The 23,450-nt window shown below is 70.0% G+C and carries 18 protein-coding genes; 10 read left to right on the forward strand and 8 right to left on the reverse strand.

Annotated features, from left to right (window positions below; genetic code table 11):
* Window positions 1–46: 46 nt before the first annotated feature.
* The 6 genes from DLJ53_RS06725 to DLJ53_RS06750 form a co-directional block, all read right to left on the reverse strand.
* Window positions 47–2,395 (reverse strand): transketolase, encoded by a 2,349-nt coding sequence (locus tag DLJ53_RS06725; RefSeq protein ID WP_111343356.1) that lies wholly within the window; start codon window positions 2,393–2,395, stop codon window positions 47–49.
* Window positions 2,396–2,474: 79 nt separating this feature from the next.
* Window positions 2,475–3,467, reverse strand: coding sequence for a nickel/cobalt transporter (locus DLJ53_RS06730; RefSeq protein WP_111343358.1), 993 nt, complete (start codon window positions 3,465–3,467; stop codon window positions 2,475–2,477).
* A gap of 113 nt (window positions 3,468–3,580) precedes the next feature.
* Window positions 3,581–4,507 (reverse strand): metal ABC transporter substrate-binding protein, encoded by a 927-nt coding sequence (locus DLJ53_RS06735; protein WP_111343360.1) that lies wholly within the window; start codon window positions 4,505–4,507, stop codon window positions 3,581–3,583.
* A 2-nt stretch (window positions 4,508–4,509) separates the two neighbouring features.
* The gene (locus tag DLJ53_RS06740; RefSeq protein ID WP_111343361.1) at window positions 4,510–5,373 is read right to left on the reverse strand and encodes a metal ABC transporter permease; all 864 of its coding nucleotides are present in this window, start codon (window positions 5,371–5,373) and stop codon (window positions 4,510–4,512) included.
* Window positions 5,373–6,104, reverse strand: coding sequence for a zinc ABC transporter ATP-binding protein AztA (aztA, locus tag DLJ53_RS06745; protein ID WP_202913015.1), 732 nt, complete (start codon window positions 6,102–6,104; stop codon window positions 5,373–5,375). The genes DLJ53_RS06740 and aztA overlap by 1 nt, the downstream gene beginning before the upstream one ends.
* 94 nt (window positions 6,105–6,198) lie before the next feature.
* On the reverse strand, window positions 6,199–6,588 hold the full coding sequence (locus tag DLJ53_RS06750) for a Fur family transcriptional regulator (RefSeq protein WP_111343364.1): 390 nt from the start codon (window positions 6,586–6,588) through the stop codon (window positions 6,199–6,201).
* A gap of 392 nt (window positions 6,589–6,980) precedes the next feature.
* Between DLJ53_RS06750 and DLJ53_RS06755 the strand changes: the two genes are divergently transcribed.
* From DLJ53_RS06755 to cysG, 10 genes are all read left to right on the forward strand, one after another.
* Window positions 6,981–7,577, forward strand: a complete 597-nt coding sequence (locus tag DLJ53_RS06755) for an ANTAR domain-containing response regulator (RefSeq protein WP_111343366.1) — start codon at window positions 6,981–6,983, stop codon at window positions 7,575–7,577.
* Entirely contained in the window at window positions 7,574–8,833 is a 1,260-nt protein-coding gene (locus DLJ53_RS06760; protein WP_111343368.1) for a CmpA/NrtA family ABC transporter substrate-binding protein, read from the forward strand. Before DLJ53_RS06755 ends, DLJ53_RS06760 begins: the two co-directional genes overlap by 4 nt.
* Before the next feature lie 253 nt (window positions 8,834–9,086).
* Complete coding sequence (locus tag DLJ53_RS06765; RefSeq protein WP_111343369.1) at window positions 9,087–10,484, forward strand: CmpA/NrtA family ABC transporter substrate-binding protein; 1,398 nt, start codon at window positions 9,087–9,089, stop codon at window positions 10,482–10,484.
* A gap of 104 nt (window positions 10,485–10,588) precedes the next feature.
* A complete protein-coding gene (locus tag DLJ53_RS06770) occupies window positions 10,589–11,677 on the forward strand; it encodes an ABC transporter permease (protein ID WP_111343371.1) in 1,089 nt (362 codons plus the stop codon).
* 10 nt (window positions 11,678–11,687) lie between these two features.
* Complete coding sequence (locus tag DLJ53_RS06775) at window positions 11,688–13,457, forward strand: ABC transporter ATP-binding protein (RefSeq protein WP_111343373.1); 1,770 nt, start codon at window positions 11,688–11,690, stop codon at window positions 13,455–13,457.
* A 23-nt stretch (window positions 13,458–13,480) separates the two neighbouring features.
* A complete protein-coding gene (locus DLJ53_RS06780) occupies window positions 13,481–14,452 on the forward strand; it encodes a GAF domain-containing protein (protein ID WP_111343374.1) in 972 nt (323 codons plus the stop codon).
* Window positions 14,453–14,514: 62 nt separating this feature from the next.
* Entirely contained in the window at window positions 14,515–16,989 is a 2,475-nt protein-coding gene (gene nirB / locus DLJ53_RS06785; RefSeq protein ID WP_111343376.1) for a nitrite reductase large subunit NirB, read from the forward strand.
* Window positions 16,986–17,312 (forward strand): nitrite reductase small subunit NirD, encoded by a 327-nt coding sequence (nirD, locus tag DLJ53_RS06790; RefSeq protein WP_111343378.1) that lies wholly within the window; start codon window positions 16,986–16,988, stop codon window positions 17,310–17,312. The genes nirB and nirD overlap by 4 nt, the downstream gene beginning before the upstream one ends.
* Complete coding sequence (locus tag DLJ53_RS06795) at window positions 17,312–19,990, forward strand: nitrate reductase (protein ID WP_111343380.1); 2,679 nt, start codon at window positions 17,312–17,314, stop codon at window positions 19,988–19,990. Before nirD ends, DLJ53_RS06795 begins: the two co-directional genes overlap by 1 nt.
* Window positions 19,956–21,422: a siroheme synthase CysG gene (gene cysG / locus DLJ53_RS06800; RefSeq protein WP_111343382.1), complete on the forward strand. Its 1,467-nt coding sequence runs from the start codon at window positions 19,956–19,958 to the stop codon at window positions 21,420–21,422. The genes DLJ53_RS06795 and cysG overlap by 35 nt, the downstream gene beginning before the upstream one ends.
* A 418-nt stretch (window positions 21,423–21,840) precedes the next feature.
* Here the strand turns inward: cysG and DLJ53_RS06805 are convergent, their stop codons facing one another.
* Entirely contained in the window at window positions 21,841–22,680 is an 840-nt protein-coding gene (locus DLJ53_RS06805) for a fumarylacetoacetate hydrolase family protein (protein ID WP_111343384.1), read from the reverse strand.
* A gap of 13 nt (window positions 22,681–22,693) precedes the next feature.
* A complete protein-coding gene (locus DLJ53_RS06810; protein ID WP_111343386.1) occupies window positions 22,694–23,434 on the reverse strand; it encodes an SDR family oxidoreductase in 741 nt (246 codons plus the stop codon).
* Between the last annotated feature and the right edge of the window lie 16 nt (window positions 23,435–23,450).

Raw genomic sequence — 23,450 nt, forward strand, 5'->3', positions numbered from 1 at the left:
TGGAGCGGCAACGCGGGCGGTGCCGTGCGGTTCCGTCCCCGCGGTCTCAGACCGCGAGGTGGAAGCGGCGGCGCGGGGCGAGCTCGTCGGCAGCCGCGGCGATGCCCTCTGCGTCGATACCGTAGTGGCGGTAGAGGTCGGCGATGGTGCCGGTCTGGCCGAACGTCTCGACGCCCAGCGCCACGACGCGGTGTCCGGAAACGCCGCCGAGCCAGGACAGCGTCGTCGGATGGCCGTCCAGCACGGTGACGAGGCCGCAGTGGTGCGGCAGCTCCTCCATGATCGTCTCGACATGGGAGATGCTGGGCTCGCCCTTGCGGCGCGCGGCGCGGGCGGCCTGCCAGCCGGTGTGCAGCCGGTCCGCGGACGTGACCGCGAGGATGCCGACGTCGCGCCGGCCGTCGGCGATCATCGCGGCGGAGCGGATCGCCTCGTTGGTGACGACGCCCTGTACGCAGACGACGATCTCCGCGCTCGGTCCCGGTTCGCGCAGCCAGTAGGCGCCGGCGAGGATGTCGTCGCGCAGCTTGTCCGTCATCGTGCGGATCGGCTGCTCCAGCGGGCGGGTGGTGAGGCGCAGGTAGGTGGCGCGCTCACGCCCGGGGCCGCCGGGACCGGACATGCGGTCGAAGGCGTCCGCCATCATCACCGCCAGCTCGTCGGCGAAGGCCGGCTCGTAGGAGGCGAGGCCGGGCTGCGACATGCCGATGAGGGGCGTGCCGATGGACTGGTGCGCGCCGCCTTCAGGCGCCAGCGAGATGCCGGACGGGGTCGCGACCAGAAGGAAGGCCGCGTCCTGGTAGCAGGCGTAGTTCAGAGCATCGAGCCCGCGCGCGATGAACGGGTCGTAGAGCGTGCCGACGGGATAGAGCTTCTCGCCGAAGTGCTCGTAGGCGAGGCCGGCGGCGCCGAGTGCCAGGAAGTGGTTCATCTCGGCGATGCCGAGCTCGATGTGCTGCCCGTCCGGCGAGAACTGCCACTTCTGCGCCGAGGGGACGCGCTCCTGGCGGAACGAGTCGGCGATCGCCTCGCGCGCGAAGAGGCCGCGCCGGTTCACCCAGGGGCCGAGGTTGGTGGAGACGGTGACGTCCGGGCTCATCGTGACGATGCGGTCGGCGAAGGCGCCGCCGCCGCGGGCGAGCTCGTCGAGCACCTTGCCGAAGGCGGCCTGGGTGGAGATCACCTTGTCGGCCGGGGTGGTGAGCTGCGGCCGCTCGTTCGCGGTCCGGGCCGGCGCCTTGCCGCGGGCGCCGAAGTACGGCGTGCCGGCGATGAAGTCGCGCACCTCCGCCGCGGTGAGGTCGAGGCCGGCGTCGACCTCCCACTCCTCGCCTTCGGGGACACCCATCGTCGCCTGGAAGGCGGCCATCTGCGCCGGGGTCATCAGGCCGGCGTGGTTGTCCTTGTGGCCTGCGAGGGGCGTGCCCCAGCCCTTCACCGTGTAGGCGATGAAGACGACCGGTCGGTCGTGGTCGATGGACTGGAACGCGTCGATGACGGTTTCCATGCAGTGGCCGCCGAGGTTGGCCATCAGCCGGCCGAGCTCGTCGTCGTTGCGGCGGGAGAGGAGGTCGGCGATGCCCGGCTTGTCGCCGATCTCGGCCGTCAGCCGCTTGCGCCATGCGGCGCCGCCCTGGAAGGAGAGCGCGGAGTAGATCGGGTTGGGGCAGGCGTCGATCCACTGCCGCAGCGTCTCGCCGCCGGGCTCGGCGAAGGCGGCCCGCTGCAGCGCGCCATACTTGATGGTGACGATGTCCCACCCGAACGCCCTGAAGACCTCGGCGATGCGCGCGTAAAGCCCTTCGCGCACCACGCCGTCGAGGCTCTGGCGGTTGTAGTCGATCACCCACCAGGTGTTGCGCAGACCGTGCTTCCAGCCTTCCTGGAGGCATTCGTAGACGTTGCCCTCGTCGATCTCCGCGTCGCCCACGAGGGCGATCATGCGGCCGAGCGGGCGGTCCGCCGACCAGCCCTTGGCGGCAATGTAGTCCTGGACGAGCGAGGAGAAGGCCGTCGCCGCGACGCCGAGCCCGACGGACCCGGTCGAGAAGTCGACGATCGGCGCGCCTTCGGTGCCGCGGTCCTTGGTGCGGGACGGGTAGGACTGCGCGCCGCCGTAGCCGCGGAAGGCCTTCAGACGGTCGAGCGGCTCACGCCCGGCGAGGTACTGGATGGCGTGGAAGACCGGCGATGCATGCGGCTTCACCGCCACCTTGTCCTCGGGTCTGAGGACGTGGAAGTAGAGCGCCGACATGATCTGCACCATCGAGGCCGAGGAGGCCTGATGGCCGCCCACCTTGATGGCATCCGATTCGCGCACGTGGTTCGCGGCGTGGATCATCCACTGCGACAGCCACAGTACCTTGCGCTCGATTTCCGCCAACCGTGCGTCCATGAGCGGGGCCCTCCAATTTTTCGGGCCAGTGTACCGCTGTTCGTGCGTCTCGCGCCAGCGGGCGCGTCAGACGAAGTGACTATAGATTGCTGACGAGCGGGGCGAGCAGGAACGCCGAGGAAATCAGTGCGATGGCGACGCCGGCGGCGAGCTGGAGGAGCGGCACCGCGATCCCCGCGTGCTTGACGCCGGCGGCGAACAGTGTCGCGCCCCGCGCCGTCGCGGCCGAGATGGCGACGAGGCTGATGAAGGCGCCGGTGCCGATCGCCATCGCCACCGCCGAGGCGACGCCGACGGCGAGGATGTTCATGCGCCACGCCACGGCGAGGACGAACACCGCGCCGGTGCACGGACGCAGGCCGATGCCCGCGATCAGCATCGCGACGTCGCGCCAGGAGGAGAGCGCGTCGGTCTCCTCGATGGTCGGGGCGTGGCGGTGGCCGCAGCCGCACATGCCGTCATCGTCGTGGTGGTGCACGTGGCGGCCCGTGCGCATGGCGTCGAGGCGGTCCGCCTGTCGCTCCCACACGTCGTTGAGGCCCCGCAGCGCGCGGCGGATGAGGATGACGGCGATGAAGAGGATCGCGACATAACTGAGCGGGGCGAGCACCTTGTCGGTGGCGTCGACCGCCCAGCCCGCGGTGATCGAGAGCGCGGCGAAGCTGCCGTAGACGAGCACGACGGCCGTCACGGCCTGCGCGAGGCTCGCGGCGAGGGAGATCGCGACGAGGCGCGCCGCGCTGGACCGGCTCGCGACGCCCGCGCCGGCGATGAGGAACTTGCCGTGCCCCGGGATCGCGGCGTGGCCGAACCCGTAGGCGAGGCTCGCTCCGATCAGCCCGACGGAGGCGAAGGTGCTGCCGCGCGCCTCCATCATGTGGCGCATCATCTCGTAGTAGGCGCGCTGCTGCGCGGTCGCCCACCTGGCCGCCTCCACGAGGCCGAGCCCGGAGGAGAGCATCAGCGCCGTCGCCGCGAAGAAGGCGATGGCGAGGACGGCCGCGACCGCCGTTCGCCAGGGCCGGCGCGGACCCGCCGAGATGCGAGTGCCGATGATGGGAACCGAACGCATGAACTCACCCTCTCGCGGACCGATCGAGTTGTTGGCCGATGGCCGTCCCGGGTGGACGGGACGGCGGATGTCGCGAAGTGCCGGACGAGCCGACCCGGCCCGTCCTGCCGAGTCTAGACGCCTTTGCCCAGCGCCTTGACCAGAACCCCGAGGTTGTGGCGCATCATCGACAGGTATGTCGAGCCGTCGCCGTCCGGGCCGGACAGCGCGTCGGAGTAGAGCTCGCCGCCGATGGTGACGCCGGTTTCCGCCGCGATCTGCTCGACGAGGCGGTTGTCGGCGACGCTTTCCAGGAAGAGGGCGTCGACCCCGTCCTCGCGGATCTGCCGCACGAGGGCTGCGACATCCTGCGCCGAGGGTTCGGCCTCGGTGGAGATGCCCTGCGGCGCGATGAAGGTCACGCCGTAGGCCTTGCCGAAGTAGGCGAAGGCGTCGTGATTCGTCAGCACCGTGCGGCCGTCCTCGGGGATGGTCGCCATGTCTGCCTTGGCCTCGGCGTCGAGTGCCGTGAGCTTCGCGATGTAGGCGTCGGCGTTGGCGCGATAGGTTTCGGCGCCTTCCGGGTCGGCTGCGGACAGCCCCTCCGCGATGGCGTCGACGTAGAGGACGGCGTTGGAAAGGTCCTGCCAGGCGTGCGGATCGTAGACGCCGTGGTGATGGTGGTGGGCCGCCTCCTGGTGGCCGCCGTCGGCGTCTTCGTCGTCGTCGCCCGCGGGGAGCGGGGTCACGTCGTGCGCGGCGGCGATGACGGGGCCGTCGTAGCCGGTCGCCTCGACGAGGCGTTCCAGCCAGCCCTCGAGGGCGAGGCCGTTCATGACGACGGCGTCGGCCTCGGCGAGCACCCCGGCCTGACGGGGCGTCGGGTTGAAGACGTGGAGGTCGCCGCCCGGCCCGACGAGGGTGGTGACGTGGACGCGGTCTCCGCCGACGTTCTGGGTCATGTCGCCGAGGATGGAGAACGTGGCGACGACGTTGAGCGGTTCGGCGGCATGTGCGGACTGGGCCGCGACGAGGCCGATGGCCAGTGCAAGGGTGCGCATGGCTAAGCTTCCCGGTGAGAGCGTGGAGTATGGCGCGCGAGGAGGCTGCCCTCGGCGCCGAAGACGAGTGAGAGGCCGTAGAAGCCGCCGAGCGCGAGGACGATCGCGGGGCCCGACGGCAGGCCGTACTGGTAGGAGAGCCAGAGACCGGCGATGCTGCCGGTCACGGCGACGGCGAAGGCGATGCCGATCATGGCCCCGACGCCGCGCGTCCAGAACCTGGCGGTAGCGGCGGGGAGGATCATGATGCCCACCGCCATCAGCGTGCCGAGGGCGTGGAACCCGCCGACGAGGTTGAGGACGGCGAGCGCGAGGAAGGCGAAGTGCGCGACCGCCGACAGGCCGCTGACGCCGCGCAGATAGGCGGGGTCCAGGCACTCCAGCACCAGCGGGCGATAAAGGAGTGCGAGGGCGATCATCGTGATGGTGGCGATGGCGCACAGGAGGATCAGCGCGTCGTTGCCGAGCGCCAGCACCGAGCCGAAGAGGACGTGCATCAGGTCGACGTTGCTGCCGTGCATGGAGACGACGGCGACGCCGGCCGCGAGCGAGACGAGATAGAAGGCGGCGAGGCTGGCGTCCTCCCGCAGTACGGTGGAGCGGGAGACGGCGCCGGCCGCGACCGCGACGGTCATCCCCGCGACGAGGCCGCCGATGGTCATCGCCGTCAGCGAGAGGCCGGCGAACAGGAAGCCTATGGCCGCGCCCGGGAGGATGGCGTGCGCCATCGCGTCGCCCGTGAGGCTCATGCGGCGCAGGAGGAGGAACACGCCGACGGGCGTCGCGCCCATCGACACGGCGATGCAGCCGACGAGCGCGCGACGCATGAACGCGAACTCGCCGAAGGGGCCGAGAAGCTGATCCATCAGGCGGCGCGCTGGCAGAGCGGGGCGGTTTCGTCGAGCGCCTCGCCGACAGCGCGGGCCTTCGTCAGCTGCGCGGCGGTGAGCACGGTCTCCGTCGGGCCGTGGGCGATGAGGTCGCGGGCGAGCAGCATCGCCTCGGGGAAGCGGCGGCGCACCTCGTCGAGGTCGTGCAGCACGGCGAGCACGGTGCGGCCGTCCCTGTGCCATCCGTCGATGACGTCGAGGAGATCCTCGACCGTGCGGCTGTCGACCCCGGTGAACGGCTCGTCGAGCAGGATGAGCGAGGCGTCCTGCAGGGCGAGCCGGGCGAAGAGCACGCGCTGCATCTGCCCGCCGGACAGCGTCGAGATCGGCCGCGCCTCGAGCCCGGTGAGGCCGACGCCGGCGATGGCGTCCGCCACCGCCTGCCGTTCGGCCTCGCCGAGGCGTCGAAAAGGGCCGATCCGCCGCCACAGGCCCATCGCGACGACCTCGCGCACGCTGATCGGGAAGGAGCGGTCGATCTCGGCGATCTGCGGCATGTAGGCGGTGCCGGAGCGGCCGGCGGAATTGGTGATGCGGCCGGTGATCGGACGCAGCTCGCCGGCGATGGCCTTCAGCAGCGTCGACTTGCCGGCACCGTTCGGCCCGACGATCGCCATGAGCGACCCGTCGGGGATCGTCGCGGTGATGTGGTGCACGGCCGGATGGCGGTTGTAGCCGAGCGTGACGTCTTCAAGCACGAGACTCATAGGATGGCCCAGGCGAACAGCGACCAGAGGACGGCGGCGGCAACGGCCGCGACGGCAAGGCGCGCGGACGCGCCGGCGAGGAGTGGCGAACCCATCATGCGGACCGGCAGGATGCGCAGCGGCCGTGCAGCTCGATGACCTGCTTCTCCGCCTCGAACCCCTCGCGCTGGACGGCGGCGGCGAGGTGGGAGGCGACCGCCGGGTCGGCGAGTTCGCCGACCACGCCGCAGTCGTCGCAGATGGAGAAGAGGGGCGCGGTGCCGCCGTGTTCGGCGCAGCACGCGACGTAGGCGTTGAGCGACTCGAGCCGGTGGGCGAGGCCCTTGTCGATGAGTTTGGCGAGGGTCCGGTAGGCGGTCGGCGCGGCGGCGGTCGGGCGCACGGTCTTCAGCGCCTCGAGCACGTCGTAGGCCCCGACGGGGCCGGGCGCGCCTCGCAGGACCTTGAGCGCGATCCGCTCAAGCTCGGTTGTCGTTTCTGTCACGGTGTCCCCCGTTCGTTGGGGCGTACATTATACGCTTCGAGCGCCGCCGCAAGGCCCTTCCTTGGTCGGATAGGCGACGAGCCGGCGTGCCGGGGTCACGTTTTCGCGCGGATTGCGAGCGCTCCCGGCGGCGCGAATCGACGGCGGTCGACGCTGCATGGCTGCCGTGCAGGCGGGGGCTGCGAAGGGCGAGCGCTATACCAGAACGTGTGACGGCGGCGCGCTGTCGGTGCCGCTCTCATGCGGCCCGCGCGAATCCCGGCGTTTTGCCCCGGGGCTGCGGACGACAAGCGGAGGTTGCTGCAATGGGGGGCGATGTGACCGAACTTTGGTCACGCCGTTGCACACCATTTGTCATCCCGATTTGGACGAATTCGTGCCAACCAAGGGCCATGCGCGACGCCAGTCTCAAGATTCTGGTCATCGACGAAAATGCCATTCGGGCGGCCATCCTGGAGGAGGGACTCCGCGAGGGCGGCTTTACCAATGTCACGATCGTGCGCAACATGGCCAATCTCCTGCGCTCCATCGTCAATGCCGACCCCGACGTCATCATCATCGATCTCGAAAACCCCAATCGTGACGTGCTGGAACAGATGTTCCAGGTCTCGCAGACGGTCCGTCGGCCGGTGGCGATGTTCGTCGGCGAGTCGGGGGCGGAGATGATCGAGCGCGCCGTGGAGGCGGGCGTCTCCACCTATATCGTGGACGGCCTCAAGAAGGAGCGGGTGAAGCCGATCCTCGACATGACGCTGTCACGCTTCAACGCGTTCAACCGCCTGCAGCGCGAACTCGAGGACACGCGCCGGGCGCTGGAGGACCGGAAGGTCGTGGACCGCGCGAAGGCGCTGCTGATGGAGCGGCGAGGCCTTTCGGAGAGCGACGCCTACCATCTCCTCCGGCGCACGGCGATGAACGAGCATCGCACCATCGGCGAGGTCGCCCGGTCGATCGTGACGGCCGCCAACCTGCTGGAGGGCAGCCTGTGAGGACCCTGCGCGTGGGCTTCCTTCCGCTCGTCGACAGCGCCGTCCTCGTCGCCGCCGCGAGGGCCGGCTTCGCGGACGAGGTCGGGATCACGCTGGAGCTCGAACGGGAGAACTCCTGGGCGACCGTGCGCGACAAGCTGACGATCGGCCATATCGACTGCGCGCACATGCTGGCGCCGGTCCCGGTCGCCTCGCAGCTTCAGATCGGCAACCCCAAGGCGCGCATGGTGGCCCCGTTCACGCTGTCGACGAACGGGAACGCGATCTCCGTCTCCAACGCGCTCTTCGACGCCATGGCGGACACCGGCCTCATGGGCGAGCGGCGCGACGCGGCCGCGAAGGCGGCGGCGCTGAAGGCGGTGATCGACGCGCGGGAGCGGCGCGGCGAGGAGCGCCTGACGCTCGGCACCGTGCACCCCTTCTCGCCCCACAACTACGAGCTTCGCTACTGGCTCGCCTCCGCCGGGATCCACCCGGACCGGGACGTGACGCTGGTGGTCATCCCGCCGCCCTTCGTCGTCGACTACCTGCGCGACGGGCACATCGACGGCTTCTGCGTCGGTGCGCCGTGGAACAGTGTCGGGCTGAAGGAGGGAGTCGCGAAGCCGGTGGTGGCGATCACCGACCTGTGGCGCCGCGCCCCGGAGAAGGTGCTCGGCGTGCGCGAGGTCTGGGCGGACGCCGAGCCGGACACGCTCGACGCGCTGCTGCGGGCGCTGAAGAAGGCGGCCGAATGGGCCGACGATCCGGCCAACGTCGACGCGCTGGTCGAAATGCTCGCCGCACCGGACGTCATCGACATGGACGAGGCGCCGATCCGCGCCGCGCTGACCGGGCGCGTGGCGATCTGCGGCGAGCCGGACGAGCCGATCCCCGACTATCTCCTCTTCGACCGCAACGGCGCGACCTTCCCGTGGCGCTCGCATGCGCTCTGGTTCTACTCGCAGATGGTGCGGTGGGATCAGGTGCCCCTCAGCGCGGAGGGGACCGAGCTCGCCGGCGGCGCCTTCCGGCCGGACATCTACCGCCGCGCCTTCAGGGGGACGTCGGTGACGCTGCCGTCGGCGAACGCGAAGGTGGAGGGGAGCCTCACGGCCGAGCAGCCGGTCGGCTCCACCACCGGGCGCCTCGTTCTGGCGAAGGACGGATTCTTCGACGGGCGAGTGTTCGATCCGGCGGACCTCGGCGGATACATCGATTCGTTCGCGATCCACTCTCGCGGTCTGCACGAGGTCTGGGCGCGCGCGGCGCGCTAACCCGTGACGATTTAATGGGCAATTGCACACTCGAATTGTTCGAAATTTGGACTTCACATCGTCCAGGCTTCATCGGTATATGACTGGCATCGGCATGCGCCGATACTGACATTTGCCCCGCCTCTACGGTGAGGGGCCTACGGCAACGCTGCCGGCTCTCGCGCAAAGCTTTTGGCTTATCTGCGCGTCCAGCCGGCGGCGTTTTTTGTTTTCCGGACGCGCCAACGAGGGCCGCCGGCTACGGGGACATCCTATGACCATTGCCGCGTTCACGCGCAGAACCGTCACGGCTCTGCTCCTTGCATCCACCAGCCTGGTCTCCTCGGTCGCACTGGCGCAGGAGACGAAATGGCTCGACGTCGAGAAGGATGAGCTGAAGTTCGGCTTCATCAAACTGACCGACATGGCCCCGCTCGCGGTCGCCTACGAGAAGGGATTCTTCGAGGACGAGGGCCTGTTCGTGACCCTGGAAGCCCAGGCGAACTGGAAGGTCCTGCTCGACGGCGTCATCACCGGCCAGCTCGACGGCGCGCACATGCTGGCCGGCCAGCCGCTCGCCGCCACCATCGGCTACGGCACCGAGGCGCACATCGTCACCCCGTTCTCCATGGACCTCAACGGCAACGGCATCACCGTATCCAACGAGGTCTGGGAGGCGATGAAGCCGAATATCCCGACCGACGCCGACGGCAAGCCGCAGCATCCGATCTCCGCGGCCGCGATGAAGCCGGTCGTCGAGCAGTACAAGGCGGCGGGAAAGCCCTTCAACATGGGTATGGTCTTCCCGGTCTCGACCCATAACTACGAGCTGCGCTACTGGCTCGCCGCCGGCGGCATTCATCCGGGCTTCTACGCGCCGGACGACATCTCCGGTCAGATCCTGGCCGAGGCCTACCTCTCCGTGACGCCGCCGCCGCAGATGCCGGCGACGCTCGAGGCCGGCACCATCTACGGCTACTGCGTCGGCGAGCCCTGGAACCAGCAGGCCGTCTTCCGCGGCATCGGCGTCCCGGTGATCACCGACTACGAGATCTGGAAGAACAACCCGGAGAAGGTCTTCGGGATGACCAAGGAGTTCGTGGACGAGAACCCGAACACCACGCTCGCCATCGTCAAGGCCCTCATCAAGGCCGCCAAGTGGCTCGATGAGAACGACAACGCCAACCGCATGGAGGCGGTCGAGATCCTGTCCCAGCCGCAATACGTCGGCGCGGACGCCGAAGTCATCGCCAATTCGATGACCGGCACGTTCGAATACGAGAAGGGCGACAAGCGGGACGTGCCGGACTTCAATGTCTTCTTCCGCTACTACGCCACGTACCCGTATTACTCGGACGCCACCTGGTACCTCAGCCAGATGCGCCGCTGGGGCCAGATCGCGGAGCCGAAGTCGAACTCCTGGTTCGAGGATGTCGCGAAATCGGTCTACCGGCCGGACATCTACGAGGAGGCCGCCCGCCTGCTCGTCGAGGAAGGTTTCCTCACCGAGGACGAGGTGCCCTTCGGCACCGACGGCTACAAGGCGCCGCAGACCGAGTTCATCGACGGCGTCACCTTCGACGGCCGCGATCCCAACGGCTACCTCGAGAAGTTCCCGATCGGCCTGAAGGGCGACCAGAAGGTCGAAGGCAGCGCCGTCGTCGGCGGCTGATCCCGCCCCTCCTTCCCGAACCGCGGCCGCTCCGGGGCGGCCGCGCCGTCAGCGGCGAGGCTCGCGCCCGCCTTCCGATCATCCGCGTTTTGGAGCTAGACCCCATGGCAATGTCGACGACGGGAGTGGATCCGGAGACGATCCGCGCGAAGGAAGCCCGGCGCGAGCGGCGCTTCACCCTGATCAACAAATCCGCCGGCTGGCTGTCCGTGTTCGGCCTCGGCTTCGTCGTCCCGCTGCTGCGGATGGCGGCCGGCGACAGCGCGAAGTCGCAGATGGGCGAGCTCGTCCAGAGCCTCGTCGTCCCGCTCACCGGCATCTTCATCTTCATCGCCGCTTGGGCGGTCCTGGCGCCGCAGGTGAACACCTCGCTGGGCGCGATCCCCGGCCCCGTCGCCGTCGCCCGGGAGGCCGCGAGCCTCTGGGACGCGCACGTCGCCGAGCGGGAGAAGGCGGCCGACTTCTACGCCCGCCAGGAGGACCGCAACGCCAAGCTCGAGGCGCAGGGCAAGGCCGACCGGGTCAAGTGGCGCGACTACACCGGCTCGCCGACCTACATCGACCAGATCGTCACGTCGCTGAAGACGGTCGCGCTCGGCTTCATCTTCGCCACCATCGTCGCCGTGCCGCTCGGCATCGCGTCGGGCCTGTCGCGAGCCGTGAACGGGGCGCTCAACCCGCTCATCCAGATCTTCAAGCCGGTCTCGCCGCTCGCCTGGCTTCCGATCGTCACGATGGTGGTCTCCGCCACCTACGTCGACGCGTCCGAGGCGCTCCCCAAGTCGATGCTGATCTCGGCCATCGTGGTGACGCTCTGTTCGCTTTGGCCGACGCTCATCAACACCGCGCTCGGCGTCGCCTCGGTCGACAAGGACCTCACCAACGTCAGCCGCGTGCTGCAGCTGCCCACCTGGAAGTTCGTCTCCAAGGTGATCCTGCCCTCGTCGCTGCCGCTCATCTTCACCGGGCTGCGCCTCTCGCTGGGCGTGGGCTGGATGGTGCTGATCGCCGCCGAGATGCTGTCGCAGAATCCCGGGCTCGGAAAGTTCGTGTGGGACGAGTTCCAGAACGGATCGTCGTCCTCGCTCGCCAAGATCATCGTCGCGGTGCTGACCATCGGTGTCATCGGCTTCCTGCTCGACAGGCTGATGTACGCCCTCCAGGCCGCATTCACCTTCTCCAACCAGCGCTGAGGAGGGACCCATGGCGATCCTCGAGCTGACCAACGTCTCCAAGAGCTTCGGCGAAGGCCCCGAGCGTACCGACGTCCTCCACGACGTGAACCTCTCGGTGGAGGAGGGCGAGTTCATCGCGATCGTCGGCTTCTCCGGGTCCGGCAAGTCGACGCTCATCTCCACCATCGCCGGCCTCGTCATGCCGGACGAGGGTACCGCCGCCCTGCGCGGCGCACCGATCGCCGGCCCCGGTCCCGACCGCGGCGTGGTGTTCCAGAACTACTCGCTGATGCCGTGGCTGTCGGTGACCCAGAACATCGCCCTCGCGGTGGACCAGGTGTTCCCGAAGGAAAGCCGCAAGGCGCGCGCCAGGCGCGTGGCCGACGCGGTCGCGATGGTGGGCCTGTCGCACGCCAGGGACCGCAAGCCCGCCGAGCTCTCCGGCGGCATGCGCCAGCGCGTGTCGGTCGCCCGGGCGCTCGCGATGAGCCCCTCCATGCTGCTCCTCGACGAGCCGCTGTCCGCGCTCGACGCGCTGACCCGCGCCAAGCTGCAGGACGAGATCGAGGAGATCTGGTCCCGCGACAAGAAGACGGTGATCCTCATCACCAATGACGTCGACGAGGCGATCCTCCTCGCCGACCGGATCATTCCGCTCACCCCGGCGCCAAGGGCGACGCTCGGCCAGGAGTTCAAGGTCGACATCCCCCGCCCGCGGGACCGCACGGCGATGAACTCGGACCCCGAGTTCATCCGCCTGCGCGGCGAGGTGACGAACTACCTCATGAAGGTCGGCATGGAGCGCGGCGCGGCGATGGACGAGAGCCTGGCGCTCCCGAACATCACGCCGATCGACAAGTCCCCGCCGCCGAAGGCGTACCTCGACGCGGCGGCCTCGCCGCTCGACCGGCGCTACCTCGAGTTCTCCGGCGTGAAGAAGATCTACCCGACGCCGAAGGGGCCGCTCACCGTCGTCGACGGGTTCGACCTGATGATGGACAGGGGCGAGTTCATCACCCTGATCGGCCACTCCGGCTGCGGCAAGTCCACCGTCCTGTCGATGACGGCGGGGCTGAACTCGATCTCCGCCGGCGGCATCGTGCTCGACAACCGCGAGGTGTCGGGCGCGGGACCGGACCGTGCCGTGGTCTTCCAGGCGCCCTCGCTGATGCCCTGGATGACGGCGCGCGAGAACGTCGCCATCGGCGTCGACGAGGTCTACCCGAAGGCCTCCCGCAAGGAACGCCGCGAGATCGTCGACTACTACCTCGCCCGCGTCGGCCTCTGGGATGCGGCGGACAAGACGGCGGCGGAGCTCTCCAACGGGATGAAGCAGCGCGTCGGCATCGCCCGCGCCTTCGCCCTGTCGCCGAAGCTCCTGCTGCTCGACGAGCCGTTCGGCATGCTCGACAGCCTGACCCGCTGGGAGCTCCAGGAGGTCCTGATGGACGTCTGGAAGCGCACCCAGGTGACGGCGATCTGCGTGACCCACGACGTCGACGAGGCGATCCTGCTCGCCGACAAGGTGGTCATGATGACGAACGGTCCGAACGCCCGGATCGGCCACGTCATGCACGTCGACCTGCCGCGCCCGCGCTCGCGCAAGGAGCTGCTCGAGCACCCGGACTACTACCGCTACCGCCAGACCCTCCTCGACTTCCTCGAGGCCTACGAGGGCGGCGCGACGCCCGACCCCGAGCGCCTGCAGCAGATGGTTGCGACGGCGGCCGGGGAGGTCACGCCCATTGTGCTGGGCTCCGACGAGGCCGCCGAGGCGCGGCCCGGCATGGCCGCCTAGGCAGACGCGGGGAGGAGGGCAACATGGAACTTCTCGTCGAACATTCGCAGGACACGGCGGTGGAAAAGCAGCCCTTCGTGCGCGCCATCGAGGTCTGGGTCCCCAACGAGGACGGCTCGCACCTGGAGCTCGAGGACGGCATCTACGGCGGGCTCGGCGACTTCGAGAAGGTCGCCAGGGAGACGCGCTTCGCCTTTGGCGAGGGGCTGCCCGGCAGGGCCTGGGCGGAGGCCGCGCCCATCATCCTGAAGGACCTCCAGGGGTCGTACTTCATGCGGGGCGAGGCGGCCATGGCGGCCGGTCTCACCTGCGGCGTGGCGCTGCCGGTCCTCGCCGGCCGCGTGCTCAAGGGCGTCGTCGTCTTCTTCTGCGGCGGCGACGAGGAGCACGTCGGCGCGCTCGAGATCTGGCGCGCCGCGGGCCGCTCGCCGGAGATGGGCCTCGTCGAGGGCTACTTCGGCACGGCGGAAGTGTTCGAGTGGGTCGCCCGGCGCATCCACTTCATGAAGGGCATCGGCCTGCCGGGGCTCACCTGGGAGAGCGCCAACCCGGTGGTGTTCGAGACGCTGTCGGCCCCGCGCTTCCTGCGCTGGGAGAAGGCGGCGGAGGTCGGCATCACCCGCGGCGTCGGCATCCCGGTGCGGATCGACGCGGACGGCGCCTGGGTCATGACCTTCCTGTCGGCGCTCCACACCCCGATCGCGGTCCGATTCGAGGTCTGGGTTCCGAACGCGAAGGGGACGCTCTCGTTCGCCTCCGGCTACTGCGAGCGCCACCCGGACCACGCCGCCGCCATGGCGAACGTCACGGCCGGCATCGGCGACGGCGCCATCGCCCGGGCCTTCCGGTCCGGCGTCCCGACGATCGCGACGAACACCGCTCTCGAGGCGCCGGGGATCGCGGCGAGCATGCTCGCCGCGGGCCTGGGCAGCCTCGTCGCCATCCCGGTCTTCCGGGGCACCGGCCTCAGCGCCGTCGTCGCCTGGTACCTCTAGGGGCACCTCGCACCGCAGCATTCGCGTCCCTCCGGGCGCCGACCGTTCGAGGAGTTACGACAATGAAAAAGCGTCTCGTTGTCATCGGCAACGGCATGGCGCCGGGACGGGCCCTGGAGCGCCTGTTCGAGGCCGCGCCCGACGCCTATGACGTCACGATCTTCAACGCCGAGCCGCGCGTCAATTACGACCGCATCATGCTCTCCCCGGTGCTGTCGGGCGAAAAGGCGTACGAGGACATCATCATCCATGACGAGGCCTGGTACGCCGAGCGCGGCGTGACGCTCCTGCAGGGGCGGCGCGTCACCGCGATCGACCGCGAGGCCAGGACCGTCACCGCCGCGGACGGGACGACCGCGGCGTACGACAAGCTGATCATCGCGACGGGGTCCAGCCCGTTCATCATCCCGGTGCCGGGCCACGACCTGCCGGGCGTCCTCGCCTACCGCGACCTCGACGACGTCGAGAAGATGCTGGAGGGGGCGAAGACCGGCGGGCGCGCCGTCGTCATCGGCGGTGGCCTTCTCGGTCTGGAAGCGGCGGCCGGCCTCAGGATGCAGGGCATGGACGTCACCGTCCTGCACCTGATGCCGACCCTGATGGAACGCCAGCTCGACCCGTCCGCCGGCTACCTCCTCGAGAAGGCGGTGGCGGAGCGGGGCATCGAGGTGGTCTGCAAGGCCAACACCAAGGAGATCCTCGGCATCGACAAGGTCGAGGGCGTGAAGCTGGAGGACGGGCGCATCATCGACTGCTCGATGGTGGTGATGGCCGTCGGCATCCGCCCCTCCACCCAGCTCGCCAAGGACGCGGGCCTCGAGGTGAACCGCGGCATCGTCGTCGACGACCGGATGCGGACCTCGGACCCCGACGTCTACGCCGTCGGCGAGTGCGTCGAGCATCGCGGCATGATCTACGGCCTCGTCGCGCCGCTCTACGAGATGGCGGCGGTGCTGGCCGACCAGCTCGTGGCGGGTGCGAAGGAGTACAGGGGCTCGCACACCTCCACCAAGCTGAAGGTCACCGGCATCGACCTCTTCTCCGCCGGCGACTTCGCCGACGGGGAGGACCGCGAGGAGATCGTCCTGCGCGACGCGGCGTCCGGCATCTACAAGCGTCTCGTCATCAGGGAGGACCGGCTCCTCGGCGTCGTCCTCTACGGCGATACCGCCGACGGCGCCTGGTACTTCCAGATGCTGAAGGACGGCGCCGACGTCTCCGAGCTGCGCGAGACCCTCATTTTCGGCCAGGCGTTCGCGGGGGCCACCCCCCTGGACCCTACGGTGGCCGTTGCAGCCTTGCCGGCTGACGCAGAGATCTGCGGTTGCAACGGCGTTTGTAAGGGACGGATCGAGTCGGCGATCCACGAAAAGAACCTCAGGTCCATCGACGACGTGCGGGCGCACACGAAGGCGTCCGCGTCGTGCGGCTCGTGCTCGGGCCTCGTCGAGCACCTCCTCAGGATCGCGCTGGGGGAGGCCTACAACCCCGCCGCCGTCCAGCCGATGTGCGGCTGCACGGAGCTCGGCCATGCGGACGTGCGCCGCCTGATCAAGGCGAAGGGCCTGAAGACCATTCCGGCCGTCATGCAGGAGCTGGAGTGGACGTCGGCGAACGGGTGCGCGAAGTGCCGCCCGGCGCTCAACTACTACCTCGTGGCCGACTGGCCGGGCGAGTATGAGGACGACGAGCAGTCGCGCTTCATCAACGAGCGCGTCCACGCCAACATCCAGAAGGACGGCACCTATTCGGTGGTGCCGCGGATGTGGGGCGGCGTCACCACCTCGGACGAGCTGCGCGCCATCGCCGACGTGGTGGACAAGTTCGCGATCCCGACGGTGAAGGTCACCGGCGGCCAGCGGATCGACATGCTGGGCGTCAGGAAGGAGGACCTTCCCGCCGTGTGGGCCGACCTCGGCAAGGCCGGGTTCGTCTCCGGCCACGCCTACGCCAAGGGCCTGCGCACGGTGAAGACCTGCGTCGGCTCCACCTGGTGCCGCTTCGGCACGCAGGATTCGGCCGGCCTCGGCATCCGGCTGGAGCGCTTCCTGTGGGGCGCGTGGACGCCGGCGAAGGTGAAGCTCGCCGTGTCGGGCTGCCCGCGCAACTGCGCCGAGGCGACGTGCAAGGACGTCGGCGTGGTGTGTGTCGACAGCGGCTACGAGATCCACTTCGCCGGAGCCGCCGGCCTCGACATCAAGGGCACCGAGGTCCTCTGCTCGGTTCCGACCGAGGACGAGGCGATCGAGACCATCGCCGCCCTCGTCCAGATGTACCGCGAGAGCGGGCACTACCTGGAGCGCATCTACAAGTGGGCCAAGCGGATCGGCTACGACACCGTGCGAGCCCATATCGCCGAGGACGCCGGGCGCCGCGCCGAGTACCTCGCCCGCTTCGTCCACGCCCAGAGCTTCGCCCAGGACGACCCCTGGGCGGCGCGGGCGGCCTCCGCCGCCGGCCATGCCACCGAGTTCCGACCCCTCGCCGAGATCGGCACGGCGTTTCCGCCGCCCAACGTCATGGAGCCCGCAGAGTGAGCACGTTCGTCAAGATCGGACGCGTGAGCGACATTCCTCCGCTCGGCGCGCGCTGCGTGAAGACGCTGGGGACCAGCATCGGCGTGTTCCGCACCGCCGACGACCGCATCTACGCGATCGAGAACCGCTGCCCGCACCGGGGCGGCCCTCTGTCGGAGGGCATCGTCCACGGCACGTCCGTGACCTGCCCGCTGCACAACACGGTCGTCTCCCTCGTCACCGGCGAGGTCGAGGGGCCGGACGGCGGGTCCGTCATGACCGTCGCGGTCGACGTCGTCGACGGTGTGATCTTCGTCGACCTCCCGAACGCCAGGGCCGCGTGATGGCGACCGTGCCCGCCGCCGCGAACGCCGTTGCCACGACGTGTGCCTATTGCGGCGTCGGGTGCGGCGTGCTCGCGACCGCCCATCGGGACGGCACCGTCTCGATCGCCGGCGATCCGACCCATCCCTCCAACTTCGGGCGCCTCTGCTCCAAGGGCTCGGCGCTCGGCGAGACGGTGGGCCTGGAAGACCGTCTCCTCCACCCCGAGATCGGCGGCAGGCGGGTCTCCTGGGACGCCGCGCTGGACGCGGTCGCCGACGCGTTCGGCCGGACGGTCGCCGAGCACGGGCCGGACTCGGTCGCCCTCTACGTCTCCGGCCAGCTGCTGACGGAGGACTACTACGTCGCCAACAAGCTGATGAAGGGCTTCATCGGCACGGCGAACATCGACACGAACTCGCGCCTGTGCATGGCCTCGTCCGTCGCCGGCCACCGCCGCGCGTTCGGCACCGACACGGTCCCGGGCACCTACGAGGACCTCGAGGCGGCCGACCTCCTGGTGCTGGTCGGCTCCAACATGGCCTGGTGCCACCCGGTGATCTTCCAGCGGATCGCGGCGGCGAAGGCCGCCCGGCCGGAGGTCAGGATCGTCGTCGTCGACCCGCGCGCGACCGCGACCACCGTCGCCGCCGACCTGCACCTGAAGCTCAAGCCCGACACCGACGTCGCGCTCTTCACCGGCCTTCTGAAGCACCTCGCGGACGCGGCCCTCACCGACACCGGCTACGTCGAGGCACACACCGAGGGCTGGCACGCCGCGCTCGCCAACGTCGCCGGCTGGACCGTCGACCGGGTCGCCGAGGAGACCGGCCTCGCGCCGTCCGACGTCGCCGCCTTCTTCGCGATGGTGGCGGCGACGGAGCGGACTGTCACCGTCTACAGCCAGGGCGTGAACCAGTCCGCGTGCGGCACCGACAAGGTGAACGCGATCATCAACACGCACCTGCTGACGGGCCGGATCGGCCGCGTCGGAACGGGGCCGTTCTCCATCACCGGCCAGCCGAACGCGATGGGCGGACGCGAGGTCGGCGGCCTCGCCAACATGCTCGCCTGCCACATGGACATCGAGGACGCCGCCCACCGCCGGATCGTGAAGTCCTTCTGGAACGCCCCGGTGATCGCCGACAAGGCGGGCCTCAAGGCGGTCGAGCTGTTCGACGCGGTCCACGACGGGCGCATCAAGGCGCTGTGGGTGATGGCGACCAACCCGGCCGACTCGCTCCCTGACGCCGGCCGCGTGGAGGAGGCGCTGAAGCGCGTTCCCTTCCTCGCCGTCTCCGACGTCGTCGCCGCCACCGACACGCTCCGGCACGCCCACGTGAAGCTCCCGGCCGCCGGGTGGGGCGAGAAGGACGGCACGGTGACCAACTCGGAGCGGCGCATCTCCCGGCAGCGGGCCTTCCTGCCGCTCCCGGGCGAGGCCCGGCCGGACTGGCAGATCGTCGCCGACGTCGCGCAGCGGATGGGCTTCGGCGAGGCGTTCGCCTGGAGCGGCCCGCACGAGGTGTTCGACGAGTACGCCCGCCTCTCCGGGGCACAGAACGACGACAGCCGCGACTTCGACATCTCCGGCCTCGCCGGCAAGGGCGAGGCCGCGTACGCGGACATGGCTCCGGTCCAGTGGCCTGTGCGCGCCGGCGGGGCTCCGGCCACGCGCTTCTTCGCCAAGGGTGGCTTCTACACCCCGTCCCGCCGTGGCCGGTTCGTCGTCACCGTACCGCAGACGCCGGCCGCCAAGCCGCGCCGCTTCCCGTTCACCCTCAACACCGGGCGCGTGCGCGACCACTGGCACACGATGACCCGCACCGGCCGCTCGCAGCGCCTGTCGGCGCACATGGGCGAGCCGTTCGTCGAGATCCACCCGTCCGACGCGGCGGCGCACGGCATCGGCGCGGCCGACCTCGTTGCCGTGTCGAGCCCGCGCGGGGCGGTCGTGGTGCGGGCGCTGGTGACGGACCGCGTCGACGAGGGGGCGCTCTTCGTCCCGATGCACTGGACCGACCAGACGAGCGCCAACGCGCGCGTCGACCGCCTCGTCGAGGCGAAGGTGGACCCGGTGTCCGGCCAGCCTGCGCTGAAGTTCTCGGTCGCCCGCGTCGAGCGGTTCGAGGCCGGCGTGTTCGGCTACGCCGTCTCCACCCGGCCCATCCGGACGGGCGAGCTCGCCTACTGGGCGAAGGCTCGTGTCGCCGGCGGCACCGCGATGGAGTTCGCCGACGCCGACACGGCCGACGCCCGCGCCCTCGCCGAGGAGCTTCTGGGCACGAAGGACCTCGTCGGCGTCATCGACGCCGCCGCCGGCGCCGCCCGCTTCGCCGCGATCGCGGACGGGCGGCTCACGGGCGCGGTGTTTCTCGCAAGGCAGCCCGTCGCGGTGTCGCGCTCCTTCGTCTCGGGGCTCCTGGGCGAACCGGTTCCCGGTGTTTCGGTCGTCCTCGCGGGACGTCCGGGCGCGGATCAGCCCGACCCGGGGCCGACGATCTGCTCTTGTTTCAGGGTCGGCGCCAACCAGATTGTGGCGGCGGCCGGGTGCGGCGCGCGCACCGTCGCCGACATCGGCGAAAGGTTGCAGGCCGGCACGAATTGTGGATCGTGCCGGAACGAGATCGCAAGGATCCTGTTGAGCGTAGGTGAGAAGACCGATGAAGCAGCACGACAGCTCGCGCCAACCGGCTGAGGCTCAGCCGCAGCGACTGGGAGAGCTTGCCGTTCTTCCGGTCTTTCTGGGGCTGAAGGGCCGCCGCGCGGTGCTCGCAGGCGGCACGGAGGCCGCGGCCTGGAAGGCGGAAGTCCTCGCCGCCGCCGGGGCGGACGTCCACATCTTCGCGGCCGACCCGTCCGAGGACATGCTGTCGCTGATTGCGCGCGGCGCGGCCGACGGCAGCCTCACGCTGGAGCCCCGCACCTGGACGCGCGCCGACTTCGACGACGCGGCGATCGCCGTCTGCGACGCGCAGGACGACGCGGAGGCCGAGGCCTTCTACAACGCCGCCCGCGAGGCGGGTGTCCCCGTCAACATCGTGGACAAGCCGGCCTTCTGCCAGTTCCAGTTCGGTTCGATCGTCAACCGCTCGCCGGTGGTGGTCGGGATCTCGACGGACGGTGCCGCGCCGATCGTCGGACAGGCTGTGCGGCGGCGGGTCGAGACGCTGCTTCCGCCGGGCCTCGCCGCCTGGGGCAAGCTCGCCGCGAAGGTGCGCGCGCGGGTGATGGAGCGGCTGGAGATGGGCCGCCCGCGCCGGGTCTTCTGGGAGCGCTTCGCCGACCACGCGTTCGGCGACGCCGCGCCGCCGGAGGACGTCGACGACCTGATCGACGCGGCGAGCACCGAGTCGATGGCGGGCCGCGTCACGCTGGTCGGCGCGGGTCCCGGCGATGCCGAGCTGATGACCCTCAAGGCGCTGCGCGCCCTGCAGGCCTGCGACGTGATCCTGTTCGACGACCTCGTCTCCGACGACGTGCTTGAGCTTGCCCGGCGGGAGGCGAAGCGCATCTGCGTCGGCAAGCGGGGCGGCCGCGTCTCCTGCAAGCAGGAGGACATCACGGCGCTGATGATCCGCCTCGCCAGGCAGGGCCGCTCGGTGGTGCGCCTGAAGTCGGGCGACCCTATGATCTTCGGGCGCGCCGGGGAGGAGATCGCGGCGGTGCGGGCGGCGGGCATCGAGGTGTCGGTGGTGCCGGGGGTGACCGCGGCGTCGGCGATGGCGTCGATCCTGCAGACCTCGCTGACCCACCGCGACCATGCCCAGACGGTGAGCTTCACCACGGGCCACTCGCGCCACGGCAAGCTGCCGGACGGGCTCGACGTCGCGACCATCGTCGGCGAGGGGCGGACAGCGGTCGTCTACATGGGCGGACGGACGAGCGAGGCCTTCGTCGACCGGGCGCGTGCGGCGGGCGTTCCGGACGATACCCCGGCGGTCGCGATGTGGAATGTGGCGCGGCCGAACCAGCGCGTCTGGCGTGGCCGCCTGGCGAACCTCCCGGCGGCGGTGCAGGAGGCGAACGACGACGGTCCGCTGCTGATCGCCATCGGCGGCGTCTTCGGTGCGGAGGCGGATGTGGCCGACATGCCGGCGATCGTCCAGGAGGCGATCGCCGCCCGGTAACCCCGTCGTCCGCCCGGCTCGCGTACGGCGCCCGGACAAGCCGCCGGACTGTCCTCCGGATGGCATCCCCCGCGGCTCAGCCCCCTTCGGCTCCGCTCCCCGCGGCTCAGCCCTGTCCGGCGGGACGCCCGCGCAACGCCCCCGGCACCGGACGTATCCTCCTCGCCAGAGGCACGGCGCCGAGGGATGCGGCCGGGTCAAGGGCGCGCGCAGCGCGGGCGAAGCCTTCACCCTTGACGCGGCCGCAGCCCGACCGAGGCTGGATCAGGTGTTCAGAGCGGATGGCCGCTTCTTCAGCGGGCGTCCGACCTGAACGCCTGCCCGTCGGCGAGACGGAGGGAGCGCGAGGGGGGAACCCCCCTCGCATTTCGCGGCACGGCCCGCGGGACGGCAGGGCGGTGCTTCGCGCCGCGGCCTGTCAGGCGTTGCCGACCTTCTGGGTCTGGGTGCCGAGGCCCTCGATCCCGAGCGACATGCTCTCGCCGCCCTTGAGGTAGACCGGCGGCTTCTGGCCCATGCCGACGCCGGGGGGCGTGCCGGTGGAGATGATGTCACCCGGCTGCAGGGACATGAACTGCGACAGGTAGCTGACGAGGTGGGCGACGCCGAACACCATCGTCCTGGTCGAGCCGTCCTGGTAGCGGTGGCCGTCGACCTCGAGCCACATGGCGAGGTTCTGCGGGTCGGGGACCTCGTCGGCGGTGACGAGCCACGGCCCGATCGGACCGAAGGTGTCGGCGGACTTGCCCTTCACCCACTGGCCGCCGCGCTCGATCTGGAAGGCGCGCTCGGAGACGTCGTTGACGACGCAGTAGCCGGCGACGTGGGTCATTGCGTCATCGGGTGCGATGTAGGCGCCGGGCTTGCCGATGACGACGCCGAGCTCGACTTCCCAGTCGCACTTGGTGGAGTTGCGCGGGACGAGCACGGTGTCGTTCGGGCCGCAGATTGCCGAGTTGGCCTTCATGAACATGATCGGCTCTTTCGGCACCTCCATGCCGCTTTCGGCGGCATGGTCGGCGTAGTTGAGGCCGATGCAGATGAACTTGCCGACGCCTGCGACGCACGGGCCGATACGGCCCTCGGGGAGGGCGGGCAGCGAGTCCGTGTCGACCGCGCGGAGGCGGTCGAGGCCGGCCGGGGTGAGGGCGTCGCCCGCGATGTCGTCGACGATGCCGGTGAGGTCGCGTGCGGTTCCGTCGGGGGCGAGGACGGCGGGGCGCTCTTTGCCCGGTTCGCCGATGCGCAGGAGTTTCATGAAGTGGTCCGTCTTAGTAGGTGGCGCGGCCGCCCGAGAGGTCGAACACCGCGCCGGTGGTGAAGGAGTTATCCGCCGAGGCGAGCCAGGCGATCATAGCAGCCGCTTCGTCGACTTCCAGAAAGCGGTTCCGCGGGATCTTCGAGAGCATGTAGTCGATGTGCTCCTGGCTCATCTGGTCGAAGATGCGGGTGCGGGCGGCGGCGGGCGTGACGCAGTTCACGCCGATGTCGTAGCCGGCGCACTCCTTGCCGAGTGACTTCGTCAGCGCGATCACGCCCGCCTTGGAGGCGGAGTAGGCGCAGGCGTTCGGGTTGCCCTCCTTGCCCGCGATCGAGGCGACGTTGACGATGCGTCCGTAGCCGCGCGCGATCATCCCCGGCACGACGGCGCGGTTGAGGTAGAAGACGCCGTTGAGGTTGATGTCGATGATGCGGCGCCACTCGGCCGGGTCGTAGTCCTTCACCGGCGCGTTGGCGCCGGCGATGCCGGCGCAGGCGACGAGGACGTCGACCGCGCCGAAGTCGGACTCGACGCTCTTCACCACGGAGGAGACGGCGAGCTCGTCGGTCTGCTCCAGGACGCGGAAGTCGGCGCCGAGCTCGGCGGCCGCGGTGCGGCCCAGCTTCTCGTCACGGTCCCAGATGGTGACCTTCGCGCCGCCGGCCTTGAGGCGCTTGGCGACGGCGAGGCCGATCCCCTGCGCGCCGCCGGTGACGGCGGCGACGCGGCCTGCGAGATCGATGTGGTTCATGCGGGGTCTCCTTGGG

Source organism: Acuticoccus sediminis (assembly GCF_003258595.1).
GTDB lineage: Bacteria > Pseudomonadota > Alphaproteobacteria > Rhizobiales > Amorphaceae > Acuticoccus > Acuticoccus sediminis.

What these genes read in the sequence shown, in the direction of transcription:
- DLJ53_RS06725 (WP_111343356.1), bottom strand. Translation starts at nt 2,395, where the DNA reads ATGGACGCACGGTTGGCGGAAATCGAGCGCAAGGTACTGTGGCTGTCG.
- DLJ53_RS06730 (WP_111343358.1), bottom strand. Translation starts at nt 3,467, where the DNA reads ATGCGTTCGGTTCCCATCATCGGCACTCGCATCTCGGCGGGTCCGCGC.
- DLJ53_RS06735 (WP_111343360.1), bottom strand. Translation starts at nt 4,507, where the DNA reads ATGCGCACCCTTGCACTGGCCATCGGCCTCGTCGCGGCCCAGTCCGCA.
- DLJ53_RS06740 (WP_111343361.1), bottom strand. Translation starts at nt 5,373, where the DNA reads ATGGATCAGCTTCTCGGCCCCTTCGGCGAGTTCGCGTTCATGCGTCGC.
- aztA (WP_202913015.1), bottom strand. Translation starts at nt 6,104, where the DNA reads ATGAGTCTCGTGCTTGAAGACGTCACGCTCGGCTACAACCGCCATCCG.
- DLJ53_RS06755 (WP_111343366.1), top strand. Translation starts at nt 6,981, where the DNA reads ATGCGCGACGCCAGTCTCAAGATTCTGGTCATCGACGAAAATGCCATT.
- DLJ53_RS06765 (WP_111343369.1), top strand. Translation starts at nt 9,087, where the DNA reads ATGACCATTGCCGCGTTCACGCGCAGAACCGTCACGGCTCTGCTCCTT.
- DLJ53_RS06770 (WP_111343371.1), top strand. Translation starts at nt 10,589, where the DNA reads ATGGCAATGTCGACGACGGGAGTGGATCCGGAGACGATCCGCGCGAAG.
- DLJ53_RS06775 (WP_111343373.1), top strand. Translation starts at nt 11,688, where the DNA reads ATGGCGATCCTCGAGCTGACCAACGTCTCCAAGAGCTTCGGCGAAGGC.
- DLJ53_RS06780 (WP_111343374.1), top strand. Translation starts at nt 13,481, where the DNA reads ATGGAACTTCTCGTCGAACATTCGCAGGACACGGCGGTGGAAAAGCAG.
- nirB (WP_111343376.1), top strand. Translation starts at nt 14,515, where the DNA reads ATGAAAAAGCGTCTCGTTGTCATCGGCAACGGCATGGCGCCGGGACGG.
- DLJ53_RS06795 (WP_111343380.1), top strand. Translation starts at nt 17,312, where the DNA reads ATGGCGACCGTGCCCGCCGCCGCGAACGCCGTTGCCACGACGTGTGCC.
- cysG (WP_111343382.1), top strand. Translation starts at nt 19,956, where the DNA reads ATGAAGCAGCACGACAGCTCGCGCCAACCGGCTGAGGCTCAGCCGCAG.
- DLJ53_RS06805 (WP_111343384.1), bottom strand. Translation starts at nt 22,680, where the DNA reads ATGAAACTCCTGCGCATCGGCGAACCGGGCAAAGAGCGCCCCGCCGTC.
- DLJ53_RS06810 (WP_111343386.1), bottom strand. Translation starts at nt 23,434, where the DNA reads ATGAACCACATCGATCTCGCAGGCCGCGTCGCCGCCGTCACCGGCGGC.